The organism is Natrinema sp. CRL1, assembly GCF_059162405.1.
Genome location: NZ_JBLVOY010000002.1, coordinates 526,820 through 551,800 on the forward strand (window position 1 = coordinate 526,820; position 24,981 = coordinate 551,800).

The 24,981-nt window shown below is 64.3% G+C and carries 23 protein-coding genes; 14 read left to right on the forward strand and 9 right to left on the reverse strand.

Going from position 1 to position 24,981, the window contains the following annotated elements:
* Positions 1–128: 128 nt before the first annotated feature.
* From ACJYUO_RS08365 to ACJYUO_RS08390, 6 genes are all read left to right on the forward strand, one after another.
* Positions 129–1,511, forward strand: coding sequence for an aspartate aminotransferase family protein (locus ACJYUO_RS08365; RefSeq protein WP_494344934.1), 1,383 nt, complete (start codon positions 129–131; stop codon positions 1,509–1,511).
* Between the two features lie 16 nt (positions 1,512–1,527).
* Entirely contained in the window at positions 1,528–1,917 is a 390-nt protein-coding gene (locus ACJYUO_RS08370; protein WP_494344935.1) for a Rid family detoxifying hydrolase, read from the forward strand.
* A 157-nt stretch (positions 1,918–2,074) separates the two neighbouring features.
* A complete protein-coding gene (locus tag ACJYUO_RS08375; protein WP_494344936.1) occupies positions 2,075–3,355 on the forward strand; it encodes an amidohydrolase in 1,281 nt (426 codons plus the stop codon).
* 87 nt (positions 3,356–3,442) lie between these two features.
* Positions 3,443–4,093, forward strand: coding sequence for a DUF8102 family protein (locus ACJYUO_RS08380; RefSeq protein WP_494344937.1), 651 nt, complete (start codon positions 3,443–3,445; stop codon positions 4,091–4,093).
* A 394-nt stretch (positions 4,094–4,487) separates the two neighbouring features.
* Positions 4,488–6,134 (forward strand): BCCT family transporter, encoded by a 1,647-nt coding sequence (locus tag ACJYUO_RS08385; protein WP_494344938.1) that lies wholly within the window; start codon positions 4,488–4,490, stop codon positions 6,132–6,134.
* A gap of 131 nt (positions 6,135–6,265) precedes the next feature.
* Entirely contained in the window at positions 6,266–7,627 is a 1,362-nt protein-coding gene (locus tag ACJYUO_RS08390; RefSeq protein WP_494344939.1) for an aminotransferase class III-fold pyridoxal phosphate-dependent enzyme, read from the forward strand.
* A gap of 88 nt (positions 7,628–7,715) precedes the next feature.
* Here the strand turns inward: ACJYUO_RS08390 and ACJYUO_RS08395 are convergent, their stop codons facing one another.
* The 3 genes from ACJYUO_RS08395 to ACJYUO_RS08405 all read right to left on the reverse strand — a co-directional run bounded on the left by ACJYUO_RS08395 (position 7,716) and on the right by ACJYUO_RS08405 (position 10,661).
* A complete protein-coding gene (locus ACJYUO_RS08395; protein WP_494344940.1) occupies positions 7,716–7,997 on the reverse strand; it encodes a hypothetical protein in 282 nt (93 codons plus the stop codon).
* A gap of 97 nt (positions 7,998–8,094) precedes the next feature.
* Positions 8,095–9,327: a threonine ammonia-lyase gene (gene ilvA / locus ACJYUO_RS08400; RefSeq protein ID WP_494344941.1), complete on the reverse strand. Its 1,233-nt coding sequence runs from the start codon at positions 9,325–9,327 to the stop codon at positions 8,095–8,097.
* Positions 9,324–10,661, reverse strand: coding sequence for an amidohydrolase (locus tag ACJYUO_RS08405; protein ID WP_494344942.1), 1,338 nt, complete (start codon positions 10,659–10,661; stop codon positions 9,324–9,326). Before ACJYUO_RS08405 ends, ilvA begins: the two co-directional genes overlap by 4 nt.
* A gap of 111 nt (positions 10,662–10,772) precedes the next feature.
* On the opposite strand from ACJYUO_RS08405, the gene ACJYUO_RS08410 reads away from it, so the two are divergent.
* Positions 10,773–11,738: an NAD(P)-dependent oxidoreductase gene (locus ACJYUO_RS08410; RefSeq protein WP_494344943.1), complete on the forward strand. Its 966-nt coding sequence runs from the start codon at positions 10,773–10,775 to the stop codon at positions 11,736–11,738.
* Between the two features lie 229 nt (positions 11,739–11,967).
* Complete coding sequence (locus ACJYUO_RS08415) at positions 11,968–13,305, forward strand: RNA-guided endonuclease InsQ/TnpB family protein (protein WP_494344944.1); 1,338 nt, start codon at positions 11,968–11,970, stop codon at positions 13,303–13,305.
* Positions 13,306–13,355: 50 nt separating this feature from the next.
* On the opposite strand, the gene ACJYUO_RS08420 is transcribed toward ACJYUO_RS08415, so the two are convergent.
* The 3 genes from ACJYUO_RS08420 to ACJYUO_RS08430 form a co-directional block, all read right to left on the reverse strand.
* Entirely contained in the window at positions 13,356–14,024 is a 669-nt protein-coding gene (locus tag ACJYUO_RS08420; protein ID WP_494344945.1) for a DUF502 domain-containing protein, read from the reverse strand.
* 144 nt (positions 14,025–14,168) lie between these two features.
* Positions 14,169–15,476, reverse strand: coding sequence for a glutamate dehydrogenase GdhB (gene gdhB / locus ACJYUO_RS08425; protein WP_494344946.1), 1,308 nt, complete (start codon positions 15,474–15,476; stop codon positions 14,169–14,171).
* Between the two features lie 63 nt (positions 15,477–15,539).
* Entirely contained in the window at positions 15,540–16,721 is a 1,182-nt protein-coding gene (locus tag ACJYUO_RS08430) for a M24 family metallopeptidase (RefSeq protein ID WP_494344947.1), read from the reverse strand.
* A gap of 207 nt (positions 16,722–16,928) precedes the next feature.
* Here ACJYUO_RS08430 and ACJYUO_RS08435 point away from each other — a divergent pair, with 207 nt between their 5' ends.
* The gene (locus ACJYUO_RS08435) at positions 16,929–17,474 is read left to right on the forward strand and encodes a CDP-2,3-bis-(O-geranylgeranyl)-sn-glycerol synthase (protein ID WP_494344948.1); all 546 of its coding nucleotides are present in this window, start codon (positions 16,929–16,931) and stop codon (positions 17,472–17,474) included.
* A gap of 72 nt (positions 17,475–17,546) precedes the next feature.
* Here the strand turns inward: ACJYUO_RS08435 and lipP1 are convergent, their stop codons facing one another.
* Positions 17,547–18,506, reverse strand: a complete 960-nt coding sequence (lipP1, locus tag ACJYUO_RS08440; RefSeq protein ID WP_494344949.1) for a LipP1 family hormone-sensitive lipase — start codon at positions 18,504–18,506, stop codon at positions 17,547–17,549.
* 189 nt (positions 18,507–18,695) lie between these two features.
* Between lipP1 and pyrE the strand changes: the two genes are divergently transcribed.
* Both pyrE and thrS read left to right on the forward strand, forming a co-directional pair.
* Positions 18,696–19,220: an orotate phosphoribosyltransferase gene (pyrE, locus tag ACJYUO_RS08445; RefSeq protein ID WP_494344950.1), complete on the forward strand. Its 525-nt coding sequence runs from the start codon at positions 18,696–18,698 to the stop codon at positions 19,218–19,220.
* Between the two features lie 230 nt (positions 19,221–19,450).
* Complete coding sequence (gene thrS, locus ACJYUO_RS08450) at positions 19,451–21,400, forward strand: threonine--tRNA ligase (RefSeq protein ID WP_494344951.1); 1,950 nt, start codon at positions 19,451–19,453, stop codon at positions 21,398–21,400.
* A 3-nt stretch (positions 21,401–21,403) separates the two neighbouring features.
* On the opposite strand, the gene ACJYUO_RS08455 is transcribed toward thrS, so the two are convergent.
* The gene (locus tag ACJYUO_RS08455; protein WP_494344952.1) at positions 21,404–22,015 is read right to left on the reverse strand and encodes a methyltransferase family protein; all 612 of its coding nucleotides are present in this window, start codon (positions 22,013–22,015) and stop codon (positions 21,404–21,406) included.
* Positions 22,016–22,189: 174 nt separating this feature from the next.
* On the opposite strand from ACJYUO_RS08455, the gene ACJYUO_RS08460 reads away from it, so the two are divergent.
* The 3 genes from ACJYUO_RS08460 to glmS all read left to right on the forward strand — a co-directional run bounded on the left by ACJYUO_RS08460 (position 22,190) and on the right by glmS (position 24,357).
* Positions 22,190–22,897 carry a helix-turn-helix domain-containing protein gene (locus ACJYUO_RS08460; protein ID WP_494344953.1) on the forward strand — a complete coding sequence of 236 codons (708 nt, stop codon included), beginning with the start codon at positions 22,190–22,192 and terminating at the stop codon, positions 22,895–22,897.
* A gap of 102 nt (positions 22,898–22,999) precedes the next feature.
* Positions 23,000–23,710, forward strand: coding sequence for a phosphoribosyltransferase family protein (locus tag ACJYUO_RS08465; RefSeq protein ID WP_494344954.1), 711 nt, complete (start codon positions 23,000–23,002; stop codon positions 23,708–23,710).
* 200 nt (positions 23,711–23,910) lie between these two features.
* Positions 23,911–24,357 (forward strand): methylaspartate mutase subunit S, encoded by a 447-nt coding sequence (glmS, locus tag ACJYUO_RS08470; RefSeq protein ID WP_494344955.1) that lies wholly within the window; start codon positions 23,911–23,913, stop codon positions 24,355–24,357.
* Positions 24,358–24,493: 136 nt separating this feature from the next.
* On the opposite strand, the gene ACJYUO_RS08475 is transcribed toward glmS, so the two are convergent.
* Positions 24,494–24,928, reverse strand: a complete 435-nt coding sequence (locus ACJYUO_RS08475; RefSeq protein ID WP_494344956.1) for a universal stress protein — start codon at positions 24,926–24,928, stop codon at positions 24,494–24,496.
* Between the last annotated feature and the right edge of the window lie 53 nt (positions 24,929–24,981).

Below are 24,981 nucleotides of genomic sequence, written 5' to 3' on the forward strand. Positions count from 1 at the left end.
GGGTACGAACTCGTCGGCGAGTCCTCGTTCGGCCCGCCGTTCGAGCCCAATTCGTATTCAATAACTGTACACGGTCTGCATGAATACTGTGGACAAGTTATTTATAATTGTTCCACCTTCGCATACGTATGACGGCAGGACCGCCGATAGACGAACTCCACTTCGCGGACGCACCGACTGTCGACGACGTGCCCGGCCCGAACACGCGGGCCTTGCTCGAGAAACAACGCGAGATCGACAGCAGCGCGGTCGCCTACCCCGACGACATCCCGATCGCCTTCGAGGAGGGCAAGGGCGCGACGGTTCGGGACGCCGACGGCAACACCTACATCGACCTCTTTGCCGGTATCGGCGTGCTCAACGTCGGCCACTCGAACCCCTACGTACTCGAGGCGGTCCACGAGCAGGCCGACAAGTTCGTCCACACGGTCGACTTCCCGACCGAAGCGCGACTCGAGTTGATCGAGAAACTCGACGAGATCGCCCCCGACGGCTTGCAGGGCCAGAATAAGGTCGTCTTCGGCGGCCCGACCGGCAGCGACGCCATCGAGGCGTCGATCAAACTCTCGAAGTACAACACGGGCGGCGACGGCCTGATCGCGTTCCGCGGCGGCTACCACGGCGCGACGACCGGCGCGATGAGCGTCACGTCGAACAAGAAGTTCAAGGGGGAGTACACGCCGTTGCTCTCCGATGTCGTCCACGCACCGTATCCACACCCATTCCGACAGGACAAGACTCCCGAGGAAGCGGTCGATCACGCACTCGAGGAGGTCCAGGCGATCGTCGAAGATCCCTATGGCGGACTGGCGAACCCGGCCGGTATCATCGTCGAGCCGATTCAGGGCGAGGGCGGCATCGTCACGCCGCCGAAAGGGTTCTTGCAGGGGCTGCGCGACATCGCCGACGACAACGACGTGACGCTCGTCTTCGACGAGATTCAGAGCGGCCTCGGCCGCACCGGCCAGTGGTGGGCCAGCGACTGGGACGGGGTCGCCCCCGATGCAATGACGAGCGCGAAGGCGCTGGGCGGCGTCGGCTTCCCGCTCTCGGCCACGATGTACCACGAGGATCTCGACACGTGGGGGTCGGGCGACCACGCCGGCACCTATCGCGGCCACGTCGTCGGCATGCGCGCCGGCACCCGTGCCATCGAGTACATCCAGGATCACGACCTCCTCGCGCACGCTCGCGACCTCGGCGAGTACATTCGGGGACGGCTCCGCGAAGCCGGTGACGGGAACGCCCGCCTCGCTGACGTTCGCGGCAAAGGGCTATTTATCGGTGCCGAGTTCGTCGACGCCGACGGCAAGCCCGACGGCGACCTCGTCGACGCCATCCAGCAGTACTGCTTCGAACGCGGCGTCCTCGTCTGGACGGCCGGCCGCCACGGCAACGTGCTCCGGTTCCTGCCGCCGCTGGTGTTGACCCACGACCTAGCTGAGACGGCGCTCGATGTCGTCGTCGAAGCGATCGAAGCCGTGACCGCCGAAGCGAAACGAGCGGCTTGACTCGAGCCGAGAATTCATGTCCGATATCGACTCGATTGCAACCGACGACGCACCGAGCACCGACAACCCCTACTCGCAGGGCGTCCGCGCCGGCGACACGCTGTACGTCTCCGGCTACGGCCCCGTCGATCCCGAAACGGGCGCGGTCGTCGAGGGCGACATCGAGGCCCAGACTGACCGGGTACTCGACAACATCGCCGCCGTCGTCGACGAGGCCGGCGGTGACGGCCTCGCCGACGTGGTCAAAGTCACCGTCTACCTGACCGATCTCGAGGACTACGAGCGCGTCAACGCGGCCTACGGCGCGCGGTTCGGCGAGGATCCGCCGGCTCGCGTCTGCGTCGAGGTCTCGCGGCTCCCCGAAGACGTCCGCGTGGAACTGGACGCGACCGCGTATCTGGGCTGACCACCGACGCTCACCGACCGGGTCCGACGACTGCGGTCCGGGTTATGGGAACCGGGGCGAATCGGATTCGTCCCGTGACTATCTCCATCGATACTGCGTAATTGGTGTACGATTATTGACTACGATTAAGTATCTCCCGGGCGTAGAAGCGGCAAGAATGTCCTATGACGTGTACAATCGATTGAGCGATCTCCGGCGCGCGTTCCACCGCCACCCCGAACCCGGCTGGCGCGAGTTCCGGACGACGGCCCGGGTGGTCGAGGAACTCGAGCGGATCGGCGTCGACGAGATCGCCGTCGGCCGCGAGGCCTTGGCGACCGACGAGCGCATGGCCGTCCCGCCAGAGTCGGAACTCGAGCCGTGGCTCGAGCGCGCCCGCGAGGCCGGGGTCCGCTCGGATATCCTCGAGCGCACCGCCGACGGCCACACTGGGGTTATCGCGGTGCTCGAGCAGGGGTCGGGACCCTGTCTCGGGGTGCGCGTCGACCTCGATGCGATCTCGATGCGCGAGTCAGACGAGCGCGACCACCGGCCGGCCGCGGAGGGCTTTCGCTCCGAACACGACGGCTACATGCACGCCTGCGGCCACGACGCCCACGTTGCGATGGCTCTCGGCACGCTCGAGACGATCAAGGAAAGCGACTTCGAAGGGACGGTGAAGGTCTTCTTTCAGCCCGCCGAGGAGATCTCCGGCGGCGGGAAGGCGATGGCCGAGAGCGGCTACCTCGACGACGTCGACTACCTCCTCGCGCTTCATATCGGGCTGGACCATCCGACGGGCGAGATCGTCGCCGGCATCGAGAAACCGCTGGCGATGGCTCACCTGACCGCGACGTTCGAGGGCGCGAGCGCCCACGCGGGCAAAGCTCCTAACGAGGGGGCAAACGCCATGCAGGCGGCGGCGACCGCGATCCAGAACGCCTACGGCATCCCCCGGCACAGCGACGGCATGACCCGGGTCAACGTCGGCCGCATCGAGGGCGGCACCGCGAGCAACGTCATCGCCGAGGAAGTCACCATCGAGGCCGAGGTCCGCGGCGAGACCACCTCGCTGATGGAGTACACGCGCACGGAACTCGAGCGAGTGCTCTACGCCGCCGCAGAGATGCACGACTGTGACGTCACACCGCGGGTGATCAGCGAGTCGCCCCGCGTCGACAGCCATCCCGCCCTGCGAGACCTCGTGGGGAACGTCGCGTGGGAGGTTGAGGGGGTCGACCGCGTCGTGCCCACCGAGGACTTCGGCGTGAGCGAGGACGTGACCTACCTGATGGAGCGAGTCCAGGAGAACGGCGGCCTCGCGTCGTACGTCCTCGTCGGCACCGATCACCCGACCAGCCACCACACGCCGACGTTCGATATCGACGAGTCGAGCCTCGAGATCGGCGTGGGGCTGTTGACCGAGACGGCCGTCGAACTCTCCCGCCGTCGACCGTAGCGGAACGGTCCGATCCTCGAACTGTTCGTCTGTGGTCACGTTCGACGGATGGGAAACGTTAATTCGCGGGCTGTTCGTGTATTCGATATGAGTCAGGACGACGTGCCGGAGTCACTGCGACCGGCGGCGGACTCGGATCGCCCGCGCGGCATTCTTACGCCCTCCGACCGTGACTTCCTGCTCGGCCGGAAGACGGACTACACCGACCACTCGAAAAAACAGAAGCGAAACCGGATCCGACGCCGGGTCCGGAACGCGATTCTCGATTTCAGCATTCTCTTCGAGTACATGGAGGAACGCGACCGGGAGACGGTCTTCGATCCCGACGACGAGGACCGCGACGCCTACACACAGGGGATCACCGACATGCTCGCCTTTCTCCATCTCGGTACGATGGGGTATCACACGCCGTTCAAGGAGATGCTCTCGGAGGGCGTCGGCAAGGCCGAACAGCGACTCGCCGGCTCGAACTACCGCATGGTCAACGTCGAGTTCAACGTCGACCCGGTCGGTCAGATCGACGTCGACGAGGTCGTCGAAAAACTGGAAAACGAGGAGTTCGCCAAGCTCACCGACGAGGAACTCCGCGCGTTCGTCCGATTACTGACCATGTCCGATGACTTCTCGCCGGAAGACACCGGCGAGGAGATCAAAGACCGCGTCGACGAGTTCGCCGAACGGGTGACCGAGAGCGCCGAGACCCGCGAGGCGACGTTCCAAGAACTGACGAATCGATAGCCCGGCCACACCGGCTATCGAATTTCGTTTTCGGTCCGCTGATTCCGGCTGACGAGCGCGGCTCTCATCGTCCGTTGTCCGTACCGCTCGAGCAGGCGATTTTCAGTTACTGTGTCCCTTCGTGGTTACTGAAACCGTTATCCGAACACGCCTACTGACAGTTTGTCCGCTAACTCACCCCTTCTCCGAGACAAACGTACACAGCGGCTGGAAATACGGCTGTCTTCTGCATATACGTCTGATAAACGGAAACTGTGGATATTTTCGCGAAGTGAGAAACACTTATTGTATACGCTGTCAATGGTAGCGGTATGCCATCACGCAGCATGGCGAACGGTAGGTGGAGCCACGCACAATCAGCCCGCTGTCGTGCGCTTTCCGGAGGTGAGACGGGATGAGCGACGCCGAGAGGGGAATGGTCGACGAGTTCCTCGAGGAGCTCGATCTGGTCGTCTTCGCGTTCGGCGCGTTGCTGACCGTCGGCGTGATCGCGGCGTTTTTCATCGACGAGGCGCTCGTCACGGAGACGATCAACACCGTCTACGGCTGGGTGGTCGAGTACCTGAACTGGGCGCTGTTGGTGATCGTGTTCCTGATCGTCCTCTTCCTGTTGTTCCTGATCGTCGGGCCGTGGGGGAAGATCAAGATGGGGGACTCGGATCCGGAGTACAGTTTCCTCTCGTACTTCGCGATGTTGTACTCGGCCGGCTTCGCGGCAGGTGTCGTCTTCTGGGGGCCGACCGAGGCGTTGTTCTACTACGACTCCCCGTCGCCGCTGTTCGGCGTCGAAGGCGGAACGGCCGAGGCGATCCCGATCGCGATTCAGCAAACCCTGTTCCACTGGGCGCTGCCCCAGCTCGCCGTGTTCACGATCATGGGGCTCGCGATCAGCTACTTCGCGTACAATTACGATGATGTCCCGCTGCGGGTCTCCTCGGCGCTGACGCCGATCCTCGGCAAGGAGAACCTCGACGGACCGGCTGCAAAGGTCGTGGACATCCTCGCCGTCTTCGCGACGATCGGCGGCGTGGCCACGTCGCTCGGCTTCATCGGAAGCCAGTTCATCGCCGGTCTCAACTACCAGTGGGATATCGCGCTGGGGAACGCCGGCATCCTCATCGTCGTGACCACGATGACGCTCCTGTTTACCATCTCGATGGTGCTGGGAGTCGACAGGGGGATTCGCCGGCTCTCGAACTTCAACATGATCCTGTTCGTCGTGCTCATGCTCGCGACGTTCATTCTGGGGCCGACGCTGTTCTTACTCCTGCTTGGCTCCCAGGCGATGGGCGGCATGATCGCCGACTTCACGTCCATGAGCCTCTACACCGGAACGGGAACCGACGGCGGGACGAGTTGGATGAACTCGTGGACCGTCTTCTACTGGGCGTGGGCGCTCTCGTGGTCGCCCTTCGCGGGCCTGTTCATCGCCCGCATTTCGAAGGGCCGAACCGTCCGCGAAGTTGCCTTTACCGGGATCGGCGCGACTTCGGCAGCGACCATCCCGTGGTTTACCTTCGTCGGTGGCACCGCGCTGCAATACCATCACACCGGAACGGCCGACTTCAGCACGGTGATCGCCAACGGCACGCCGGAGGTCTCGGGCTTCATCCTCTTCGAAGCCTTCCCCCTCGGAACGGTCTTCATGGTCGCCTTCATGATCCTCGTGACGACGTTCTTCATCACGTCGGCGGACTCCTCGACGCTCGCCGTCTCGATGATGACGACCGGCGGCAAGGCGAGTCCGTCGACGATCAACCGGGTCTTCTGGGGCGTCGTCCTCGGCATGACCGCGGCGATCCTCATGATCATCGGCGGCGAGGGCGGAACGAGCGCGCTCCAGAACGCGGTCATCATCACCGGCGCGCCGTTTGCCTTCGTCTGTTTCGCCGCGATGTGCTCGCTGATCGCGGACTTCAGTTCGAGCTACGGTCGAGTCCTCTTACAGGACGAAACCGTCCTCGTCGGCTCGAGTCGAAAAGCCGAAACTGAACCGGAATCGCCCGGTCCCGGCGGCCCCGTCGAATCGGACGACGACTAAGCCGCCCAGGCCACCTCCCCGGTCGACGATCCGTGTCGGCCGTCATGCTGTCCGTTTTCTGCAGGCGACCGATCGTCTTCCCTCGCTAATCTATAACAAGTTTTAATGTACGAGGTACACATAATCTGTGTATGGATAGGGACACGGCGGAACCCGACGCGGACGCGCTTCCCGGGCCGAACGCCCAGCAGTGGGTCGACTTCCATCAAGAGTACTCCGCGCCCAGCGAGTACTCCCACGAGTTCGTCTGGGACGTGACCCGCGAGGCCGACGGGCCTTTCGTCACCGATGTCGACGGGAACGTCCTCCTCGATTTCACCTGTCACATCGGCGCGGCACCGCTCGGCTACAACAACGCGAAAGTCCTCGAGAAGGTCCGCGAGTTCGACCTCGTCGAACCGATGAAGATCGCGGGCCAAGACATGTACTTCGGTGCCGGCCCCACCCCCGAGGAGTCCGACGTGCCCGGCTCGAGTCACCTCATGGCAAAACTGACCGAGGTCTCGAGTCAGTACGGGATGGACACCGTTTTCCTCTCGAACTCCGGCGCGGAGGCCATGGAAAACGCGATGAAGATCACCAACGACTACCGCGCGCCGGCCAAGTACGGCGTCGCATTCGGCGGCAGTTTCCACGGGCGCACCCTCGGCACGCTCTCGCTTACGAAGTCCAAGGACGTCTACACGCGCCACTACCCCGAGATTAGCGGAATCGAGACGGTGCCGTTCTGTGCCGATCGGGGCTGTGACGCCGGTAGCTGCGACTGCGGTTTCTTCGCCGGCGGCGGCTCGCAACTCCGCAATATGCTCGCGCCCGAGGGCGGCCACGTCGACCCCGACGAGATCGCCTTCCTCACGCTCGAGCCGATTCAGGGCGTCGGCGGCTACCGGTTCCCCAGTGAGACGTTCATGCAGGAAGTCGCGGACGTCACCGACGAGTACGACATCCCGCTGGTCGTCGACGAGATCCAGTCGGGCGTCGGCCGCACCGGCGAGATCTGGGCGTCCGATCACTACCCGATCGAACCCGACGTCATCGCTAGCGCGAAGGCCCTGCGCGTCGGCGCGACGATTTCGCGCTCGGAGGTCTTCCCGAGCCAGAAGAACCGACTGGGGTCGACCTTCGGCGGCGGCGACCTGCTCGGCTCGATGATGGGCGCATTCACGCTCGAGGCGATTCAGGAACACGACTTGCTCGACAACGCGACCCGCCGCGGCGAGCAGGCAAAAGAACTCCTGCGCGACGACGCGCCCGACCACGTCGAGGATATTCGCGGGAAGGGCCTGATGCTCGCCGTCGAGTTCGACACGGCGGAACGCCGGAGCGCCGTCGTCGAGGCGGCCCTCGAGCGCGGTCTGCTCACCCTCGGCTGCGGGAAAAAGACCATCCGGCTGCTCCCGCCGCTCGACTCGACCGAACGCGAGATCGAACTCGGGATCGGAATCTTCTGCGAGGCGATCGAGGCCGTCGGCCCGAGCGCGACGGTGGCTTGACGACCGACTTCGAACGATCGGATTTCGGCGCTCCTCGCGGGACTGACAGCGGTCCCGACGCCAGCGGAAACGTGACGGGCGATCTGCCTCAGATCGCGAGTGATAGCACTCCCACAAGCAGGATGAGTACCGCGGCGACAATCGAGAGCCAGAAGCTCACGCGCCCGATATCGATGCGGTCGGCGTTCCCGTTCAGAATGTGATAACCGTTTCCGAGAAGAATTCCGATGCCGCCCACGATCATCAACGTCGAACTCAGCGAGAGCGCGAATCCGTTGGACTCGCCGGAGATGATGTTCGAACCCCCGATCAGGGCGAGGCCGCCGCCGACGATCATCTGCGAGACGTAATAGAAGAGCGCCCGATTCACATCTGAATTTGTCTACTCAGTACAAAAAACGCTTCGTTGGCATTCGTTCGATTGCCGGTCGGTACTTTTTCTCGGACAATCAGAATACGGTCGACGGCTACTTGAGCGATCGCTCCACGACCGACACTCCCTGGAGCCCGTCCAGTGCCTCGAGCACACTTGCGAGATGCGCCCTGCCGCTGCCCTCGAGCCCGATCGTCACGGGCGTTCGGTTCGGGTGATCGACCGAGGTCCGACGAGCGCGCTCGAGCACGTCGAGTTCGGCCCCCTCGGCCTCGACGGTTTCGACCACGTCGCCGACCGCCGTCGGCCAGCCCTCGACGGCGAGTCGGGCGTCGGCGTAGCGCTCGAGTTCGTAGAGCCCGGTCCGAGTCAGTTCGGCGTGTTCGGTGAGGTTTACGTTGCCGCCGGAGATCACGACGCCGACGTGTTCGCCCTCGACGGTCAGTTCCTCGGAGAGCGCGGCGGCCAGCGGCGCGGCCCCGGCACCCTCGGCGACCGTCTTCGCACGCTCTGCGAGCAGTGTCACCGCGGCGGCGATCTCGCGGTCGCTCACACTCACGACATCATCGACGACCTCGCGGGCGATTTCGAAGGTCGTCTCGAGCATCCGGGTGTCCGCGATCCCCTCCGCGACAGTGTCGATGTCGGACAGTTCCCGGATCTCGCCGGCCTCGAGCGACGGTTTCGCGTGTGCGGCACCCTCGGGCTGGACGCCGATCACGCGCACGTCGCGCTCGGCGGCTTTGAGCACCGTCCCGATCCCCGAGATCAGCCCGCCGCCGCCGATCGCCACGAGAACGGTCTCGATCTCGGGGTACTGCTCGAGCAGTTCGAGCCCGATCGTTCCCTGTCCGGCGACGATCGCCTCGTCGTCGAAGGGGTGGACGAACGTCTCGCCGGTTTCGGCGGCCCGCTCGAGGGCGTACTCGTAGGAGCGCTCGTAGATGTCGCCCTCGACGACCACCTCGGCCCCGTAGCCGCGGGTGGCCTCGATCTTCGCGGCCGGGGTTACCGCCGGCACCACGATCGCCGTCTCGATGTCGAGCAGGTCGCCGGCCAGCGCCACGCCTTGAGCGTGATTGCCCGCACTCGAGGAGATGACGCCGGCCTCCCGCTCCGCCTCGGAAAGCTGTGCCATCTTGTTGTACGCACCGCGGATCTTGAACGAGCCCGTCCGCTGGACGTTCTCGAGTTTGAGTCCGACCGAGGCCGCGCCGCTCAGTTCGGCGAACGTCCGCGAGGTGTCGAGCGGCGTGCGGTGGACGATGTCGGCGATCCGCTCCCGCGCCGCCTCGATATCTGCGAGCGTGACGCGGGCCTCGCTCATTCGCCGCCCTCCACAAGCCCCGTTCCGTCCGCCGCTCCGGGCTCCGCGACGTGGGGGACCGGATGCCGCGCCTCGAGTTCCCGGATCGTTGTGACCAGGACATCGACGCCGTGTTCCAAACTGCGCTCGTCTACGTCGAACGTCGGCGTGTGGTGGCTCGTCGGGTGATCGGTGCCGACGATCAGGTAGGTCGCCAGCCCGCCGTCTTGCTGCACTCGCTCCATTAGGAACGTCGCGTCCTCGCTCGCGCCGAAATCGGCGGCCGGCAGCACGCGATCGATCCCGTCGACCTCGTCCGCAACCTCGCTGACCAGCGCCTGCAGTTCGGGGTCGCTGTCCGCCCGCGGCGACTCGCTGACGACCTCGACGTCGGCCCGGCAGCCGTGCATCTTCGCCGCCGACTGCATCGTGCGCTCGAGGCGACGTTTCATGTACTCCATCAACTCGGTCGTCTCGCCGCGGGCCTCACACTCCATGTGGGCGCGCTCGGCGATGACGTTGCTCGCGGTGCCGGCCTCGGATTTCCCGACGTTGACGCGGGTCATGCCGTCGCTGTGCCGGGGAATGCCGTAGGCGTTGACGATACCCGCACCCATCGCGTGCATGGCGTTTGCCCCCTCGTTCGGGGCCTTGCCCGCGTGCGCGGAGGTCCCCTCGATGGTCACATCGACGTGGCACATGGCAAGCGGTTTCTCGATCCCGGCCACGACCTCGCCAGTCGGGTGATCGAGACCGACGTGGATCGCGAGCAGGTAGTCCAATCCGTCCGCGAACTCGCTTTTCGCCATCGGACACCCCCCGCCGCCGGTCTCCTCGGCGGGCTGGAAGAAGACAACCAGCCGCCCCGAAAAGTCGCTCTCTTTGATCGCCTCGAGGACGGCGAGCCCCCACGTCATGTGAGCGTCATGGCCGCAGGCATGCATCGTCCCGTCGATTTCCGAGCGAAAGCCCTCGTCGGCGGGATCGTGGTCCGGACTGGTCGATTCCTCGATGAACAGCCCGTCGATGTCGACCCGCAGCCCGATCGACGGTCCCTTGCCACGCTCGAGGACTGCCACTGCGCCGGTGTTCCCGCCCGTCATCCGCTCGAGCAACTCCTTGTCCGCGCCGCGCTCGCGGGCGCGCTCGAGCCACGGCTCGAGGTCGTCGTCGGTGACGGCCATCCGATCGGTGGGGTCGTAGGCGTCCGGACCGACGGCGAGTTCGTCGACGCCGATGGCCCGGATCTCCTCGACGAGTTGGGCCGTCGTGAAGAATTCGCGCCACGCCGGCTCGGGGTGGCGGTGAAAGCTGCGACGAACCGTTACGAGTCGGTCCTGAATCGGTTCGGTCATGCGAGTTGCTGACGCGCCCCAGCACCTTAATTATACACAATCAGTGTGTACGTCGGATACACAAAAAGGATAAGTTAGCGGATACCAATCGTTCGGTAACGCACCATCGACATGAGCACGAATCCAGACGTCGTCGTTCTGAGAGAGGGGACGGAGGGGTTATCGATGGAGTCGTACGCCGAGCGGCTCCGCGAGCGGCTGCCCGATCACACCGTCGCGCTCGCGCGGACGCCGAAGGAGGAACGCGAACTCGTTCCCCAAGCCCGTGTCGTAACCGGCATCACGATCGACGAGGCCCTCCTCGAGCGGGCCGACCGGCTCGAGCTATTTGCGTGTACCTTTGCCGGCACCGACCACGTGCCGATGGACGCGCTGGCCGACCACGGCGTAGCGGTCACGAACGCGGGCGGCATCCACGCGCCCGGCATCGCCGAGCAATCCATCGCCAACATGCTCGTCTTCGCGCGCCGGCTCCACGAGGGCTGGCGGCGCAAGGAAAACAGCGAGTGGCGGCACTTCCAGTCGTTCGAGTTCACCGACAGCACCGTCACGGTCGTCGGCCTCGGCTCGATCGGGCAGGCGGTCGTCAAGCGACTCGAGGGCTTCGAGGTCGAGACGATCGGGATTCGCTATACTCCCGAGAAGGGGGGCCCGACCGACGAGGTGCTCGGCTTCGACGAGGACGACGTCCACGAGGCCTTCTCCCGGAGCGACTACGTCGTGCTCGCGTGCCCGCTCAACGATTTGACCCGCGGGCTGGTCGGCGAGGACGAACTGGCGACGCTCCCGCCGAACGCGGTCGTCGTCAACGCGGCCCGCGGCGGGATTATCGACACCGACGCGCTCGTCTCGGCGCTGCAGTTCGAGGGCATCCGCGGGGCCGCCCTCGACGTTACCGACCCCGAACCGCTCCCCGCCGACCACCCGCTCTGGGACCTCGAGAACTGTCTGATAACGCCCCACACCGGTGGTCACACGCCGAAACACTGGGACCGATTGGCCGATATCGTCGCGCACAACGTCGACGCCCTCGAGACCGGCGGCGACCTCGAGAACACCGTCTATCGGCCCGATTGACTCGAGAGTGACGGCTGGATGGGCTGTGACGAGCCCCACGCGGCGCTCTCGCGCCGTTCTGTGTTCCTTCTATGACGAGACTGTTACGGAGAATCGAGGAGAAAGCCCCGCCCTTTAGGGCGGGGATGAATCCGACAACCTCTACACAATCCACGGTTCGATGGCACGGCGGGATATTCCACGCTGCGTCATCCACACCTACAAGTAGATTTACCTACATAGGTTACGTATGGCGAAACAGGTTGTTACCCGCACCTACACTGCTTCTATTAGGAACCAGACACAGGTGCAAGACGACCTTGACGCCCTCGGGTTCGCCGCCTCGAAGCTCTGGAACGTTGGACGGTGGACAATCAGTCGCGTCTGGGATGAAATCGACTACATTCCTGAACACGACGAACTCACCGCGTACCTCAAGAGCCACGAACGCTACGATGACTTCCATTCTCAGTCAAGCCAGCGAGTCCTTCAAGAACTCGCTGAGGCGTTCTCCGGCTGGTACGGCAAACGACAAAACGGAGACCAGCGGGCGAACCCGCCCGGCTACCGCAAACACGGCGACGAACACCCGCGAAGTACAGTCACGTTCAAAGCCGCCGGTTTCAAACTCGACACCCAGTACAACAGAGTCCGATTCAGCAAAGGCTCGAACCTCAAGGACTACTGGTCGGATTTCATCCTCTGTAAGTACGAAACTCGCCCTGATATCGACCTCTCCTCCGTAGAGAGCGTCCAACAAGTTCGGGCAGTCTGGACTGGTGAGGAGTGGGAACTCCATTTCGTCTGTAACGTCAAAATCAAAGTGGCAGAATCCCCCGGTGAGAAGACGGTGGGTGTTGATCTCGGTATCACCAACTTCGCCGCACTCGCCTACGAAGACGGCCACAGCGAACTGTACCCACTCAATTGTCTGAAGCAGGACGACTACTACTTCAGCAAGCGTATCGCCCAGTGTGAGGACTCTGACTCCGAGCAAGCAAATCGGTTGAATCAGAAGAGATCGGCTCGCCGCACCCACTACTTCCACACACTCTCAAAACACATCGTTCAGCGGTGTGTTGAGGACGGTGTTGGAACCATCGTAGTGGGCGACCTCTCCGGCATCCGTGAGGACGAGGAGAACAATGAGTCGAAGAACTGGGGCACGCACGGCAACCTCGACTTGCACTCGTGGGCGTTCGACCGATTCACCGACCTTCTCGAATACAAAGCCGAGATGAAAGGCATTACAGTCACGCAAGTATCGGAGCGCGATACGTCGAAGTCGTGTTCCTGCTGTGGACGCAAGCGTGATGCGAACCGTGTTGAACGCGGACTGTACGTCTGCGATGAGTGTGATACGGTGGCGAACGCAGATGTGAATGGTGCTGAGAACATTCGACAGAAAGTATCTCCGAGTCCCGCCACGGATGGCGTTGACGAGACGCTTTGCGTCTCGTCCGCACATCAGAACGCTTCGCGTTCTGAGGACGGTGATAGGAGTAACGGCTGGTTGGCACAGCCATCGACGTACCTGTTTGACAAGGAAACTGGTGCGTTCGCACCTCAAGAACAGGTCGCGTCGTAAACCACAATATCCCAACGTGGGAATCCTTGCCCTTCAGAGCGGGGAGGATGTCAATCAGTCTCTTCCGATCGGTCGTCAGACGTATCGAAGGGGACGGTCGGGCTCGAGCCGTCCGGGCGTTTGGTATCGCCGAACCCGCCGCTTAGCATCCGTGCGAGCGCTTCCTCGACGGAATCGTCGGTTTCGGTGACGCGGCTCGCCTCGGCCTCGACGACGAAGCCGGAGGTGACGTTCGGTGCCGTCGGAATGAAGAGCACGACCCGGCCGTCGGTGGTCGTCTGGCCGGTCTTGAACGCCGTCATCTCGACGCCGTCCCAGCTCTCGACTCTGACGGGTTCCTGCAGCGCCTGCTCCTCGCCGAGCGTGGTTTCGGCGGCGACCTTCGACGCGTTGTAGACGACGCGCAGCCCCGGGACGCGGTTCGCGAACCCGTCGACGCTCCGCGCGAAGAGGTCGCCGATCGTCGTTCGGGTCAAGACGCCGATCACGACGGTCAGGACGAAAAAGAAGCTCAGAGAGGTGAGCAGCCGGAGGACGCTGACGACGCGTATGCGGGTCGGTTCGTGGGCGATCAGACCGCTCAGAACCGTTTCGTCGAGCACGAGCGTCGGCGTGACCCCGGTCACGATCGCGTAGGCCCGGTAGACGACGTACAGCGTGACGAGTATCGGCCCGATGAGGATGAGCCCGCTCGCGAACACCCGCTTCCACGACGCCATACTCGAAGCATGCGACCGGTGGGACATGAGCCCTTCCCTTCTCCCGGTCGCGATCGACGGCGAGCAGTCGCGTCGACTCGAGTCAACCCGCCGGCAACGGTCAGCGGTGTCGACGCAGTTCGAATCGCCGGCGGCCGGAATCGATTAGGGCCAGAGCCCGCGAGTCTCCTTGGCTTCCGCGATCCGGGACAGCGCCACCACGTAGGCGGCATCGCGCCACGTCAGCCCCTCGGCGTCGACCTGCGCTTGGACGGCGTCCCACGCCTCGAGCATGTGCTCCTCGAGTTCCTCGTTGACCCGTTCGAGGGACCACTGGCGGCGGTTGATGTCCTGCAGCCACTCGAAATACGAGACCGTCACGCCGCCGGCGTTCGCGAGGATGTCCGGAATCACCTGCACGTCTCGCTCCTCGAGGATAGTGTCGGCGGCGAAGGTAGTCGGCCCGTTCGCGCCCTCGACGACGATATCAGCCGCGATGGCGTCGGCGTTGTCCCCCGTGATGACATTACCGACCGCGGCCGGAATGAGAACGTCGACATCTAGCTCGAGGAGCGCTTCGTTCGAGAGCCGTTCGACGCTGTCCGCGTCGGCGATCTCGGTCGCAAAGCGGGTGACCGCTTCGGGCTCCTCGTCGTGGGAGGGAATATCATCGACATCGATCCCCTCGGGGTCGTAAATCGCGCCGTTGACATCGCTGACGGCGACGACGGTCGCGCCCCAGTCCTCGAGCAGGCGGGCGGCGTTCGCGCCGACGCTGCCGAAGCCCTGGACGGCGACGGTTGTCTCGGAGAGCTCTTGGCCGTAGTACTGGACGGCCTCCCGCGTGACGATGGCGGTCGACCGGCCGGGGGCCTCCTCGCGGCCGTAGGAGCCGCCGATGACGGGCGGTTTCCCGGTGACGACGCCGGGGATCGTCTCGCCCTGTTGCATCGAGTAGGCGTCCATGAACCACGCCATCGTCTGGGCGTCGGTCCCCATGTCCGGCGCGGCAACGTCTTTCGTCGGGCCGACCGCATCGCGCAGTTCCTCCGCGAAGCGACGGGTGAGCCGTTCGGTCTCGTCTTCGTTCAGTTCCTTGGGATCGACAGCGATGCCGCCTTTCCCGCCGCCGAAGGGCAGATCCATCACGGCGCACTTCCAGGTCATCCACATCGAGAGCCCGGTACACTCCTCGGCGGACACGTCGGGATGGTAGCGCAGCCCGCCCTTATACGGGCCGCGAACGTCGTCGTGCTGGGCTCGATACCCCGTAAAGACCTCGACGGAGCCGTCCTCGCGCTCTAAAGGCACCGATACCTGCTGGACCCGCGTCGGGTGTTTCAGTCGTTCGACGACCCCGGGATCGACATCGACGTGGGTCGCGGCCCGCTCTAACTGCCGGCGGGCGGTGACGAGCGCCGAATCGAGTTCGTCCGCTGATTCGTTCTCCGTTGCGGGTGATGAGGGAGTCATCAGTATGCTAGTCGTGTCGAAGGCTGTAGTATGGTTGGCGTTCCATGGACGGTATGAGCCGCGTTACGTTGTGAAAAGCTCTCTCGGGAAATCCGCGAGCGTCTCGGCACCGTCGCTGGTCACGTGGAACGTCTCGCTGATCTCCATGCCGATCTCGTCCGTCCAAATGCCCGGAATCATGTGGAAGGTCATGTCCTCCTCGAGGACGGTCTCGTCGCCGGGCCGAATGCTCGCGGTGTGTTCGCCCCAGTCCGGCGGGTAGCCCAGTCCCATCGAGTAGCCGATCCGGTCTTCCTTCTCGAGGCCGTACTGGGCGATGGTCTCGCGCCACGCCTTTTCGACCGACTCGCAGGTCACGCCGGGTTCGGCGGCGTCGAGTGCCGCCTCGAGTCCCTCGACGACGATCTCGGCGGTCTCCTCGAGTTCCGCGGGCGGGTCGCCGACGAAGGTAGTGCGAGCGAGCGGGGAGTGATACCGGTGCCGGCAGCCCGACAGTTCGATGATGACCGGGTCGCCGTCCTCGAACTCCCGGTCGGTCCACGTGAGATGCGGCGTGCCGGTGTGGTCGCCCGAGGGCATCAGCGGGACGATCGAGGGGTAGTCCCCGCCGTACTCCTCGGTCCCGGTGATCAGTTGCTCGTAGATCGCGGCCGCGGCCTCGTACTCCGGCACACCCTCCTCGATGGCGTCGAGTCCGGCCTGCATCGCGTTCTCCGAAATGCGGGCGGCCTCGCGCATGTACTCGAGTTCCTGCTCCGATTTCTTGATCCGGACCCAGCCGACCAACAGCGTCGCGTCCTCGAACTCGGCCTCGGGGAGGTTCTGCTGCAATCGGGTGTAGGATTTCGCGGTGAAGTAGGCGGCGTCCATCTCGAGGCCGATCCGGCCGTCCGCGACCTCGAGTTCCTCTAAGACGCCCGCGACGTAGTCCATCGGGTGGAGGTCGTGGGGCGAGTGGACGTGGTCGTCGCTGTAGGCGCGGATACTGTCGTCGCCGAGGTGGGTCGTCGCCCGCGCGCCGCCGCCGTCCATGTCGCGGCCGATCCAGACGGGTTCGTCCCGGTCGGGCGTGACTACCACGGCCTGATGGACGTAGAACGACCAGCCGTCGTAGCCGGTGAGGTAGTTCATGTTCGCCGGGTCGGCGACGACGATCGCGTCGAGATCCTGCTCGCGCAACCGCTCTTTCGTCCGAGCGACCCGCCGATCGTACTCGGCTTCGTCGAAGATATGCTCTCGTGGCATGGTAACAGGGCGTCTACGACGTGCATCGATTAGGAGTGCTAAAAACTTTTCGTGTATATTGAATACAGATACTGTATACGACCTCGTCGTTCGTCTCGAGAACGGTCGGCAGTCCCTCTGCCGGGTCGTAGTGATCCGACTCGAGCACCGCAAAACTGCTCGACCGAACCACCGCCGGTTAAGACACGCGGGTTCGTCCCGGCGAATATGGCAGTACTCGAGACTATCGTGATCGCGTTCTGGGCGATGTTGCCCGCCTACGTCCCAAACAACGCCGCGGTGCTGGCCGGCGGTGGACGGCCGATCGACGGCGGGCGGACGTGGGGCGAAAAGCGCGTCCTCGGCGACGGCAAGACGTGGCGCGGCACGGCGATGGGTATCACGGCGGGTCTTGCGCTCGCGGCCGTGTTGACGGTCCTCGCCGACGGCGTCGGCGGCGCGCTCGGGTTCGCCGTCCCGGCGTTTACCCCGCTCGCCGCGCTCGGCCTCGCCGGCGGTGCGATGCTCGGCGATATCCTCGCGTCCTTCCTCAAGCGCCGGACCGGCCGCCAGCGCGGCGCAATGTTCCCCGGTCTCGACCAACTGGACTTCGTCGTCGTCTCGCTCCCGCTGGTCGCCCTGCTCGACTTCGAGTGGTTCCGCGAGTGGTTCACGCTCGAGGTCGTCCTCGTCGTCGTGGTCCTCACGCCGATCCTCCACGTGGCGACGAACATGATCGCGTACAAGCTCGGACTGAAGAACGAGCCGTGGTAGCCCGCCGCTCGAGCCGACCCTTCCCGTTCTGAATTTTTGTGGAAACCGGCGCGTAGTGATCTCGTCTCGTCGCTACTCGAGCGCTGCGTGTAGATCCGAAACGGCGGCGTCGTGGGCTTCGTGAGCACGATCCAGATTCACGGGGTCGGAAATCATGCTGAAGAAGCCGTGGATCATGTCGTCGTAGTTGTGGTACTCGACGGGGACGCCAGCGTCCGCGAGTCGGCCGGCGTACGCCGCGCCGACGTCGCGTAGCGGGTCGAAGCCGGCGGTGATGATCGTCGCGGGCGGCAGCCCCGAGAGATCGTCCGCGAGGAGGGGGAACGCGTAGACGTTGCCCATGTCGATCTCGCTCTCGAAGTAGTGGCTTCGGAACCACGCCATGTCGTCCTCCGTGAGGAAGTAGCCCTCCTTGTTCCGCTCGTAGGCCTCGGTCACGGTCGCGTCGCCGACACTGGGGTAGACTAGCAACTGATAGGCGATGTCCGGGCCGCCCCGGTCCCGGACGAGCAACGACAGCCCCGCCGCGAGACTACCGCCCGCACTGTCGCCGGCCACGACGATCTCGTCCGGATCCGCTTCGAGGCCGTCGGCCGCCTCGGCTACCCACTCGAGGGCGGCATAACAGTCCTCGAGTCCGTCCGGAAACGGGTGGTCCGGCGCGAGCCCGTAGTCGACGCTGACGACGGGATAGCCCGAGTCGGCGGCCAGCTTTCGGCAGACGCCGTCGTGGGTGTCGACGCTCCCGACGACCCAGCCGCCGCCGTGGACGTACAGGATCACGGGCCGGTTCGCGCCCTCGGTGCCGGGGTCGTAGTGCCGGACCGTGAGGTCGCCGTGTGGCCCGTCGATGGTGTGGTCCTCAACGCTCGCGAGTTCGATTTCGGGCTCGTCGGTCGCGCGCATCTCCTCGAAGTTTCGCCGCGCTTCCGCTGGCGTGAGTTCGCTGAACGCCGGCGCATCGAGGGACTCGTAGAGCTCGAGAAACGCCTGTACGTCGGGGTGTGGTTCCGCTGCGCGCTTGGGTGACATCGTGGCACACAGTTGTCCGGACGGACAAAAAAGATATCACACCAACGTCCGGCACGCCGCACTCGGGCGATTCGCGCCGATTCCCTGTCGGATATGGGCGGATCGATCCCGCTAATATGATTTGAGCGCGCCGTTTTCGACGGTCCCGTTCCACACCGCTTATTTCGGTGCGGTCCGCTCTCTCGAGCAATGACGAATCAGGCACTCATCGACGCCCTCCGTGAGGCCGACGCCGTCCAGTTCGGCGAGTTCGAACTCTCCCACGGCGGCACCAGCGAGTACTACGTGGACAAGTACCTCTTCGAGACCGATCCGGACTGTCTCGAAGCCATCTCGACGGCCTTCGCCGATCGCCTCGCGGCCGACGACAAACTCGGCGGCGTCGCGCTGGGTGGGGTGCCACTGGCCGCCGCGACGAGCGTCGCGGCCGGCGTCCCCTACGTCATCGCGCGCAAACAGCGCAAGGAGTACGGCACCGGCAACCTGATCGAGGGCCGACTCGAGGACGGCGAGGAGGTCGTCGTCGTCGAGGACATCGTGACGACGGGGACGAGTCTGGTCGAGGCTGTCGAGGCGCTCCGAGAGGCGGGCGCGACCGTCGAGCGCGCGCTGGTCGTCGTCGACCGCGAAGAGGGTGGCCGTGAGAACGTCGAGGACGCCGGCGTCGAGATGGAGTCGCTGGTGACCGCAAGCGACCTGCTCGAGAGCCAGTAGCCGCCGATCCGGAGACACCCTGCTCGAGGGATCGACGGTCCCGCCGTCCGATCCCCATCACAATGCTTTTATTCCGCTCGAGAGTACCCGTAGCCACGATGGTAGGTGTCCGCTTTACAGGGGCGTTTGCCCGTTTCTAATTCCCACCTACCGTGTATTGTGTCGACGGCGATCGACCAGTGTACGGAACGGCGCGGACACGCCACCGGATTTTCACCATATCCACAGCCATGTCAGAATCAGACTCACAGGAGCAGCTAACGGTCGTACTGCCAGACGGATCCGAACTCGAAGTCGACGCCGATGCGACGGTCGAAGACTGCGCCTACGAGATCGGGCCGGGCCTCGGCAGCGACACGGTCGCCGGCAAACTCGACGGCGACCTCGTCGCCAAAGAGCAGCCGGTCTACGACGGTGCCGAACTCGAGATCATCACCGACGGCAGCGAGGAGTACCTCGAAGTCATGCGCCACTCGGCAGCGCACTGTCTCGCGCAAGCGGTCGAACGCCTGTACGACGAAGACACGGTCAAACTCGCGATCGGCCCGCCGACGGACGAGGGCTTCTATTACGACTTCGACGAGCTCGATATCGACGAGGAAGACCTCGTCGACCTCGAAGACGAGATGGAAGCGATCATCGAGGCGGACTACGACATCGAGCGCGAGGTCGTCTCGATCGATGAGGCCGAGGAGCGACTGGCCGACGAGCCGTACAAACTCGAACTGCTCGCGGAGTTCGCCGAGGAAAACGACACGGTCACGTTCTACACGCAGGGCGAGTGGGAGGACCTCTGTGCCGGCCCGCACGTCGACTCGACGGGCGAGATCGGCGCGATCGAACTGCTCGAGATCGCGGGTGCCTACTGGCGCGGCGACGAGGAGAACACGATGCAGACCCGGATCTACGGGACGGCCTTCGAAGACGAGAGCGACCTCGAAGACTTCCTCGAGCGCAAGCAGGAGGCCGAGAAGCGCGATCACCGCCGGATCGGCAACGAGATGGATCTGTTCTCGATTCAGGACGTGACCGGGCCCGGATTGCCGCTCTATCACCCCGCCGGGAAGACCGTCCTCTCGGAACTCGAGGCATTCGTCAAAGACCTCAACGAGGACGCGGGCTATGACTACGTCGAGACGCCCCACGTCTTCAAGACGGATCTGTGGCACCGGTCTGGCCACTACGAGAACTACCAGGACGACATGTTCATCTTCGACGTCGGCGACGACGAGTTCGGCCTGAAGCCGATGAACTGTCCCGGCCACGCCGCCATCTTCCAGGACCACTCCTGGAGTTATCGGGACCTGCCGATCCGCTATGCCGAGAACGGCAAGGTCTACCGCAAGGAGCAACGCGGCGAACTCTCCGGGCTCTCCCGAGTCTGGGCGTTCACGATCGACGACGGCCACTTGTTCATCCGACCCGACCAGATTCGACAGGAGGTCGAGGAGATCATGGACATGATCACCGACGTCCTCGAGACGTTCGACTTAGAGTACGAGATGGCACTGGCCACCCGCCCCGAGAAGTCGGTCGGCTCCGACGAGATCTGGTCTCGTGCGGAGAAGCAACTCGAGAACGTCCTCGAGAACCGCGCCCACGACTACGAGGTCGAAGAGGGCGACGGCGCGTTCTACGGGCCGAAGATCGACTTCGCGTTCGAGGACGCCATCGGTCGCTCGTGGGACGGCCCGACGGTCCAACTCGACTTCAACATGCCCGAGCGGTTCGACCTGAACTACGTCGGCGAGGACAACGAGGAACACCGACCAGTCATGATCCACCGCGCGCTCTACGGCAGCTACGAGCGGTTCTTCATGATGCTCATCGAGCACTACGAGGGTCGGTTCCCGCTCTGGCTCGCGCCCGAACAGGTCCGCGTGCTGCCGATCTCCGACGATAACCTCGGCTACGCCCACCGCGTGGCAAACGAGTTCGACGACTTCCGCGTCGAGGTCGACGGCCGCGACTCCACCCTCGAGCGAAAGATCCGCGCGGCCCACGACGACCGGGTCCCCTACCAGATCATCGTCGGCGACAACGAGGAGGAAGACGGCAACATCTCGGTGCGCGATCGCTTCGAGGACCAGGAGTACGATGTCGAAATCGAGGAGTTCAAACAGCACCTCGACAGCGAAATCGACGAGCAGCGGACGGAACCGGACTTCTTGCAGGACTGACCGTTAGTCGCCAGTGACCGGTTTTTCGCCCGCGTCGACGATTACGCGAACCGTCCGCACCCCGACGAACCGCGGCACACGTTCGGCGTAGCGCTCGTACTCCTCACCGTATCGCTCACGTAGCCACGGCTCCTCGGCGAACGGCAGCGAGAACCACCAGCCGAGGTAGATTGCGCAGACAACGGTCACGGGCGCGGAGTTCGCCAGCAGCGCGAACCCGACCGTCGCGACGATATAGCCGACGTACTGGGGATTCCTCGAGTAGCGATACCAGCCACCGGTTCGCAGGTCGCCCGCGAGCCCTTTCGTTTCCTCGACCCCGAGGTCCAGCCCGGACGCGATGGCGACGGCATAGCCGGCGATGAACAGCACGGCACCCGCGAGCAGCGACGGGTCCCGTGGCAGACCGAGGCTGTTCCAAGTGAGATACGTGAGCGCGAGCATGACAACGTTGAGCGAGTGCGAGATGCCCCAGTGGGCGTAGTAGGTCCAATCTCGTTCGCCCGGTGGCCAGTACTCGAGCAGGCCCAGCGCACTGGCGACGATTCCCGTGAGGTTCGCGAGTGCGAGGCCAATACCCGCGGCGAACGCGGCGCTCGTCAGCGCATCGGTCATCGGTGTCTCACCGCAAGCAGCGACTCGAGTGATCGTGGATATAGCGCGACTTTCGGCGGACGGAATGAATCGAGCGTCGTCATACGTCACCGTCGGCCGGCGATCGATCTGGCGCTTCTCACGGACACACTAGGGAATTTATATGTAGCCGGGTCGGTCATCGAGTCACCGACGATGAAGTATCTCGATGTCCGGCTCCGCCAGCCCGACTGGATGCTCCATCCCATGCAGCGGTTCATCCGCGACGGAGACGCGGTCCGCTACGAGGAACTCCGCGCGTGGAATATCCTCGGCCCCGAGGGTGACCGCGAGTACGAACTGTTCTACGCCGAGGCCGACCGCGAGGCGTACGTCGAGGCCATCGAGGCCGTCGATTCGGTCCGCTGGTACGACCTGACGCCGATCGACGACGACTCCTTTTACGTCTACATCTGTCAGGAGACCCGCGAGGCGGACGTCCGCTGGCGCGAATCGTTCGCCGCGCTCGACCTCGTCATCGTGCCGCCTGTGATCTACGATTCCGAGGCCGCGTTCTACATGACGATCGTCGGCGACGGCGACGACCTACGGGCGATGCTCGAGGGACTCCCCGACGAGATCGACGTTACCGTTCGCGCGATCGGGGAGTACGACCGCAAGCACGCGCCCCTGACTGGCGATCTCACCGACCGCCAACTCGAGGCGGTCGAAGCCGCCGTCGCCGCCGGCTACTACGAGGTCCCCCGGGAGGCGGGCGTCGAGGCCGTCGCCGACCGACTGGGGTGTGCCTCGAGTACGGCTGCGACGCTCCTTCAGAAGGCACAAGGACGGATCATGCGGCGATTAGTCCGGCGCTACGGGCGGGGGACGACGAGCCGCGAGCGCGACGCACCCACAGGGTGACGAGGCGAGTGCCGTCGCCTCGCTCGAGTGAGCCACGTTCGTGCTGATTCCGAATTTGAATCCGATCGTAATACCCATAGTTGCGGAATCGTGCATACGAGTATGAACCGAGCCGAGAAGGCGGCCCTCCAGCTACGGGCCGTCGACGTGTTGCGGATGCTCAAAGAGACGCGGACCTACGACGAACTCGCCGAGACGACGGGGCTCCCGGCGGGCGATCTCAACCGATACGTCAACGGGCACGTTCTTCCCGGAGCCGAACGCGCCCGCGAGGTCGTCGACGACCTCGGCCGAGAGGCGTTGAGCGAGGAACTCGAGGCGCGGATCCGCGTCGATGACGAGGGCTATGTCGACAACAGCGCCACGGTCTTCGATCAGCCCTTCCTCGATCTGGCCGCGCCGGTGATCGCGAACGGGTTCGACTTCGACCGGCCGGATGTCGTCCTCACCGCCGCGACGGACGGGATCACGCTCGCGGCCGCGCTCGCGAGCTACTACGGCGTCCGCTGTGCCTACGCGAAGAAGAGCAAGGAGACCGCCGTCGAGGAGTTCATCGAGGCCCGCCAGCGCCTGCAGTCGGGGATCGAACTCACCTACTACCTGCCGGCTTCGGCGATCGATCCCGGCGAATCCGTCCTCGTGGTCGACGACCTCATCCGCTCGGGCGAGACCCAAGAGCTCTTGCTCGACATCGCTCACACCGCCGAGGCGGATGTCGCCGGCGTCTTCGCCCTCATCGCGGCCGGTGAGGACGGCATCCGACGCGCCCGTGACCACACCGACGCGCCGGTCGGCGCACTCACGAGCGTCTGATCGGCTGCCCGTTCGACTCGAGTCATCTTCTCCGACGAAACGTTCGAGTGACGATTTTTCCCGAGAGTAAACAGGTGTTTATCGACCGCCGGAGACGCGAAAATTCGTCACGTATTCGCAGGATGGCGACCGTGTGAACCATTACCAAATTATTAATCATTAGGTTTATGGTGCTCCCCGCGGTTCGTAGTGGTACGCACATGACTGAGACAGTCATCCTCGGCGTGATCGGGTCCGACGCACACGTCGTCGGGATTACCATCCTCGAACAGGCGCTGGAGGCAGCTGGCTTCGACGTCGTCAACCTGGGGGTCCAGAGCTCCCAGGCAGAGTTCGTCGAAGCCGCATCCGCCAACGACGCCGAGGCTGTACTCGTCTCATCGCTCTACGGACACGCCAAGCAGGACTGCGAGGGCTTTCACCAGCGAATCGCCGACTCCGACCTCGAGGTCACGACCTACATCGGTGGCAACCTCGCCGTCGGACAGGACGATTTCGACGAAACGCGCACGCATTTCCGGGAGATGGGATTCGATCGGGTCTTCGACTCCGAGACAGATCCCGAGGAAGCGATCGAGGCCCTGAAGGCCGATCTCGACGTTCGCCCGCCCGAGAGCGAACGGGAAGGCCGGACCGTCTCGGTCTGACGATTTCGGCTCCGTTTTTCCGTAACGCGTAACGCGACCGCCTAGCGACTGCTGTTTTGGCTTTTGCCTTTCGAAAAACGAAAACGTGTGATCGAGATGGGCCACGTCGACTGTGTCGCCGTCAGCGACCGGTTACCTACCGAACGATCGTTACCGGCACCGGCGACCGGCGGGCGATCGTCTCCGCGACGCTGCCCAGCAGGATCCGGCTCGCGCCCGTCCGCCCGTGGCTGCCGACGACGATGTGGTCGACGCCGTTCTCGGCGGCGTAATCGACGATCGACCGCGAGACGCCGCCGACGACGTGCTCCGTCTCGATCTCGACGCCGTGTTCGGCCGCCTGTTCGCGCGCCGTCTCGAGGATCTCCTCGGCCCGCTCCTCGTGGCGGCTCTGTATCTCGTCGTAGTTGGCCATCGCGGTTCCCTCGACGCCGCTGACCGCGTAGAACTCGCCCGGATCGAGGGCGTAGATCGCGGTGATCGTCGCCTCCGGATACTCCGTACATGCGAACTCGAGCGCCTCGGTCGACTGTTTCGAGTCGTCGACCGCGACGAGAACGTGTCGTGCCATACACACCATTTCACCGGCCGACGAAATAAGTCCACCTCCGACTCCGAGGTGGC

Coding starts and splice junctions, on each gene's coding strand:
- ACJYUO_RS08365 (WP_494344934.1), top strand. CDS start 129: ATGACGGCAGGACCGCCGATAGACGAACTCCACTTCGCGGACGCACCG.
- ACJYUO_RS08370 (WP_494344935.1), top strand. CDS start 1,528: ATGTCCGATATCGACTCGATTGCAACCGACGACGCACCGAGCACCGAC.
- ACJYUO_RS08375 (WP_494344936.1), top strand. CDS start 2,075: ATGTCCTATGACGTGTACAATCGATTGAGCGATCTCCGGCGCGCGTTC.
- ACJYUO_RS08380 (WP_494344937.1), top strand. CDS start 3,443: ATGAGTCAGGACGACGTGCCGGAGTCACTGCGACCGGCGGCGGACTCG.
- ACJYUO_RS08385 (WP_494344938.1), top strand. CDS start 4,488: ATGAGCGACGCCGAGAGGGGAATGGTCGACGAGTTCCTCGAGGAGCTC.
- ACJYUO_RS08390 (WP_494344939.1), top strand. CDS start 6,266: ATGGATAGGGACACGGCGGAACCCGACGCGGACGCGCTTCCCGGGCCG.
- ilvA (WP_494344941.1), bottom strand. CDS start 9,327: ATGAGCGAGGCCCGCGTCACGCTCGCAGATATCGAGGCGGCGCGGGAG.
- ACJYUO_RS08405 (WP_494344942.1), bottom strand. CDS start 10,661: ATGACCGAACCGATTCAGGACCGACTCGTAACGGTTCGTCGCAGCTTT.
- ACJYUO_RS08410 (WP_494344943.1), top strand. CDS start 10,773: ATGAGCACGAATCCAGACGTCGTCGTTCTGAGAGAGGGGACGGAGGGG.
- ACJYUO_RS08415 (WP_494344944.1), top strand. CDS start 11,968: ATGGCGAAACAGGTTGTTACCCGCACCTACACTGCTTCTATTAGGAAC.
- ACJYUO_RS08420 (WP_494344945.1), bottom strand. CDS start 14,024: ATGGCGTCGTGGAAGCGGGTGTTCGCGAGCGGGCTCATCCTCATCGGG.
- gdhB (WP_494344946.1), bottom strand. CDS start 15,476: ATGACTCCCTCATCACCCGCAACGGAGAACGAATCAGCGGACGAACTC.
- ACJYUO_RS08430 (WP_494344947.1), bottom strand. CDS start 16,721: ATGCCACGAGAGCATATCTTCGACGAAGCCGAGTACGATCGGCGGGTC.
- ACJYUO_RS08435 (WP_494344948.1), top strand. CDS start 16,929: ATGGCAGTACTCGAGACTATCGTGATCGCGTTCTGGGCGATGTTGCCC.
- lipP1 (WP_494344949.1), bottom strand. CDS start 18,506: ATGTCACCCAAGCGCGCAGCGGAACCACACCCCGACGTACAGGCGTTT.
- pyrE (WP_494344950.1), top strand. CDS start 18,696: ATGACGAATCAGGCACTCATCGACGCCCTCCGTGAGGCCGACGCCGTC.
- thrS (WP_494344951.1), top strand. CDS start 19,451: ATGTCAGAATCAGACTCACAGGAGCAGCTAACGGTCGTACTGCCAGAC.
- ACJYUO_RS08455 (WP_494344952.1), bottom strand. CDS start 22,015: ATGACCGATGCGCTGACGAGCGCCGCGTTCGCCGCGGGTATTGGCCTC.
- ACJYUO_RS08460 (WP_494344953.1), top strand. CDS start 22,190: ATGAAGTATCTCGATGTCCGGCTCCGCCAGCCCGACTGGATGCTCCAT.
- ACJYUO_RS08465 (WP_494344954.1), top strand. CDS start 23,000: ATGAACCGAGCCGAGAAGGCGGCCCTCCAGCTACGGGCCGTCGACGTG.
- glmS (WP_494344955.1), top strand. CDS start 23,911: ATGACTGAGACAGTCATCCTCGGCGTGATCGGGTCCGACGCACACGTC.
- ACJYUO_RS08475 (WP_494344956.1), bottom strand. CDS start 24,928: ATGGCACGACACGTTCTCGTCGCGGTCGACGACTCGAAACAGTCGACC.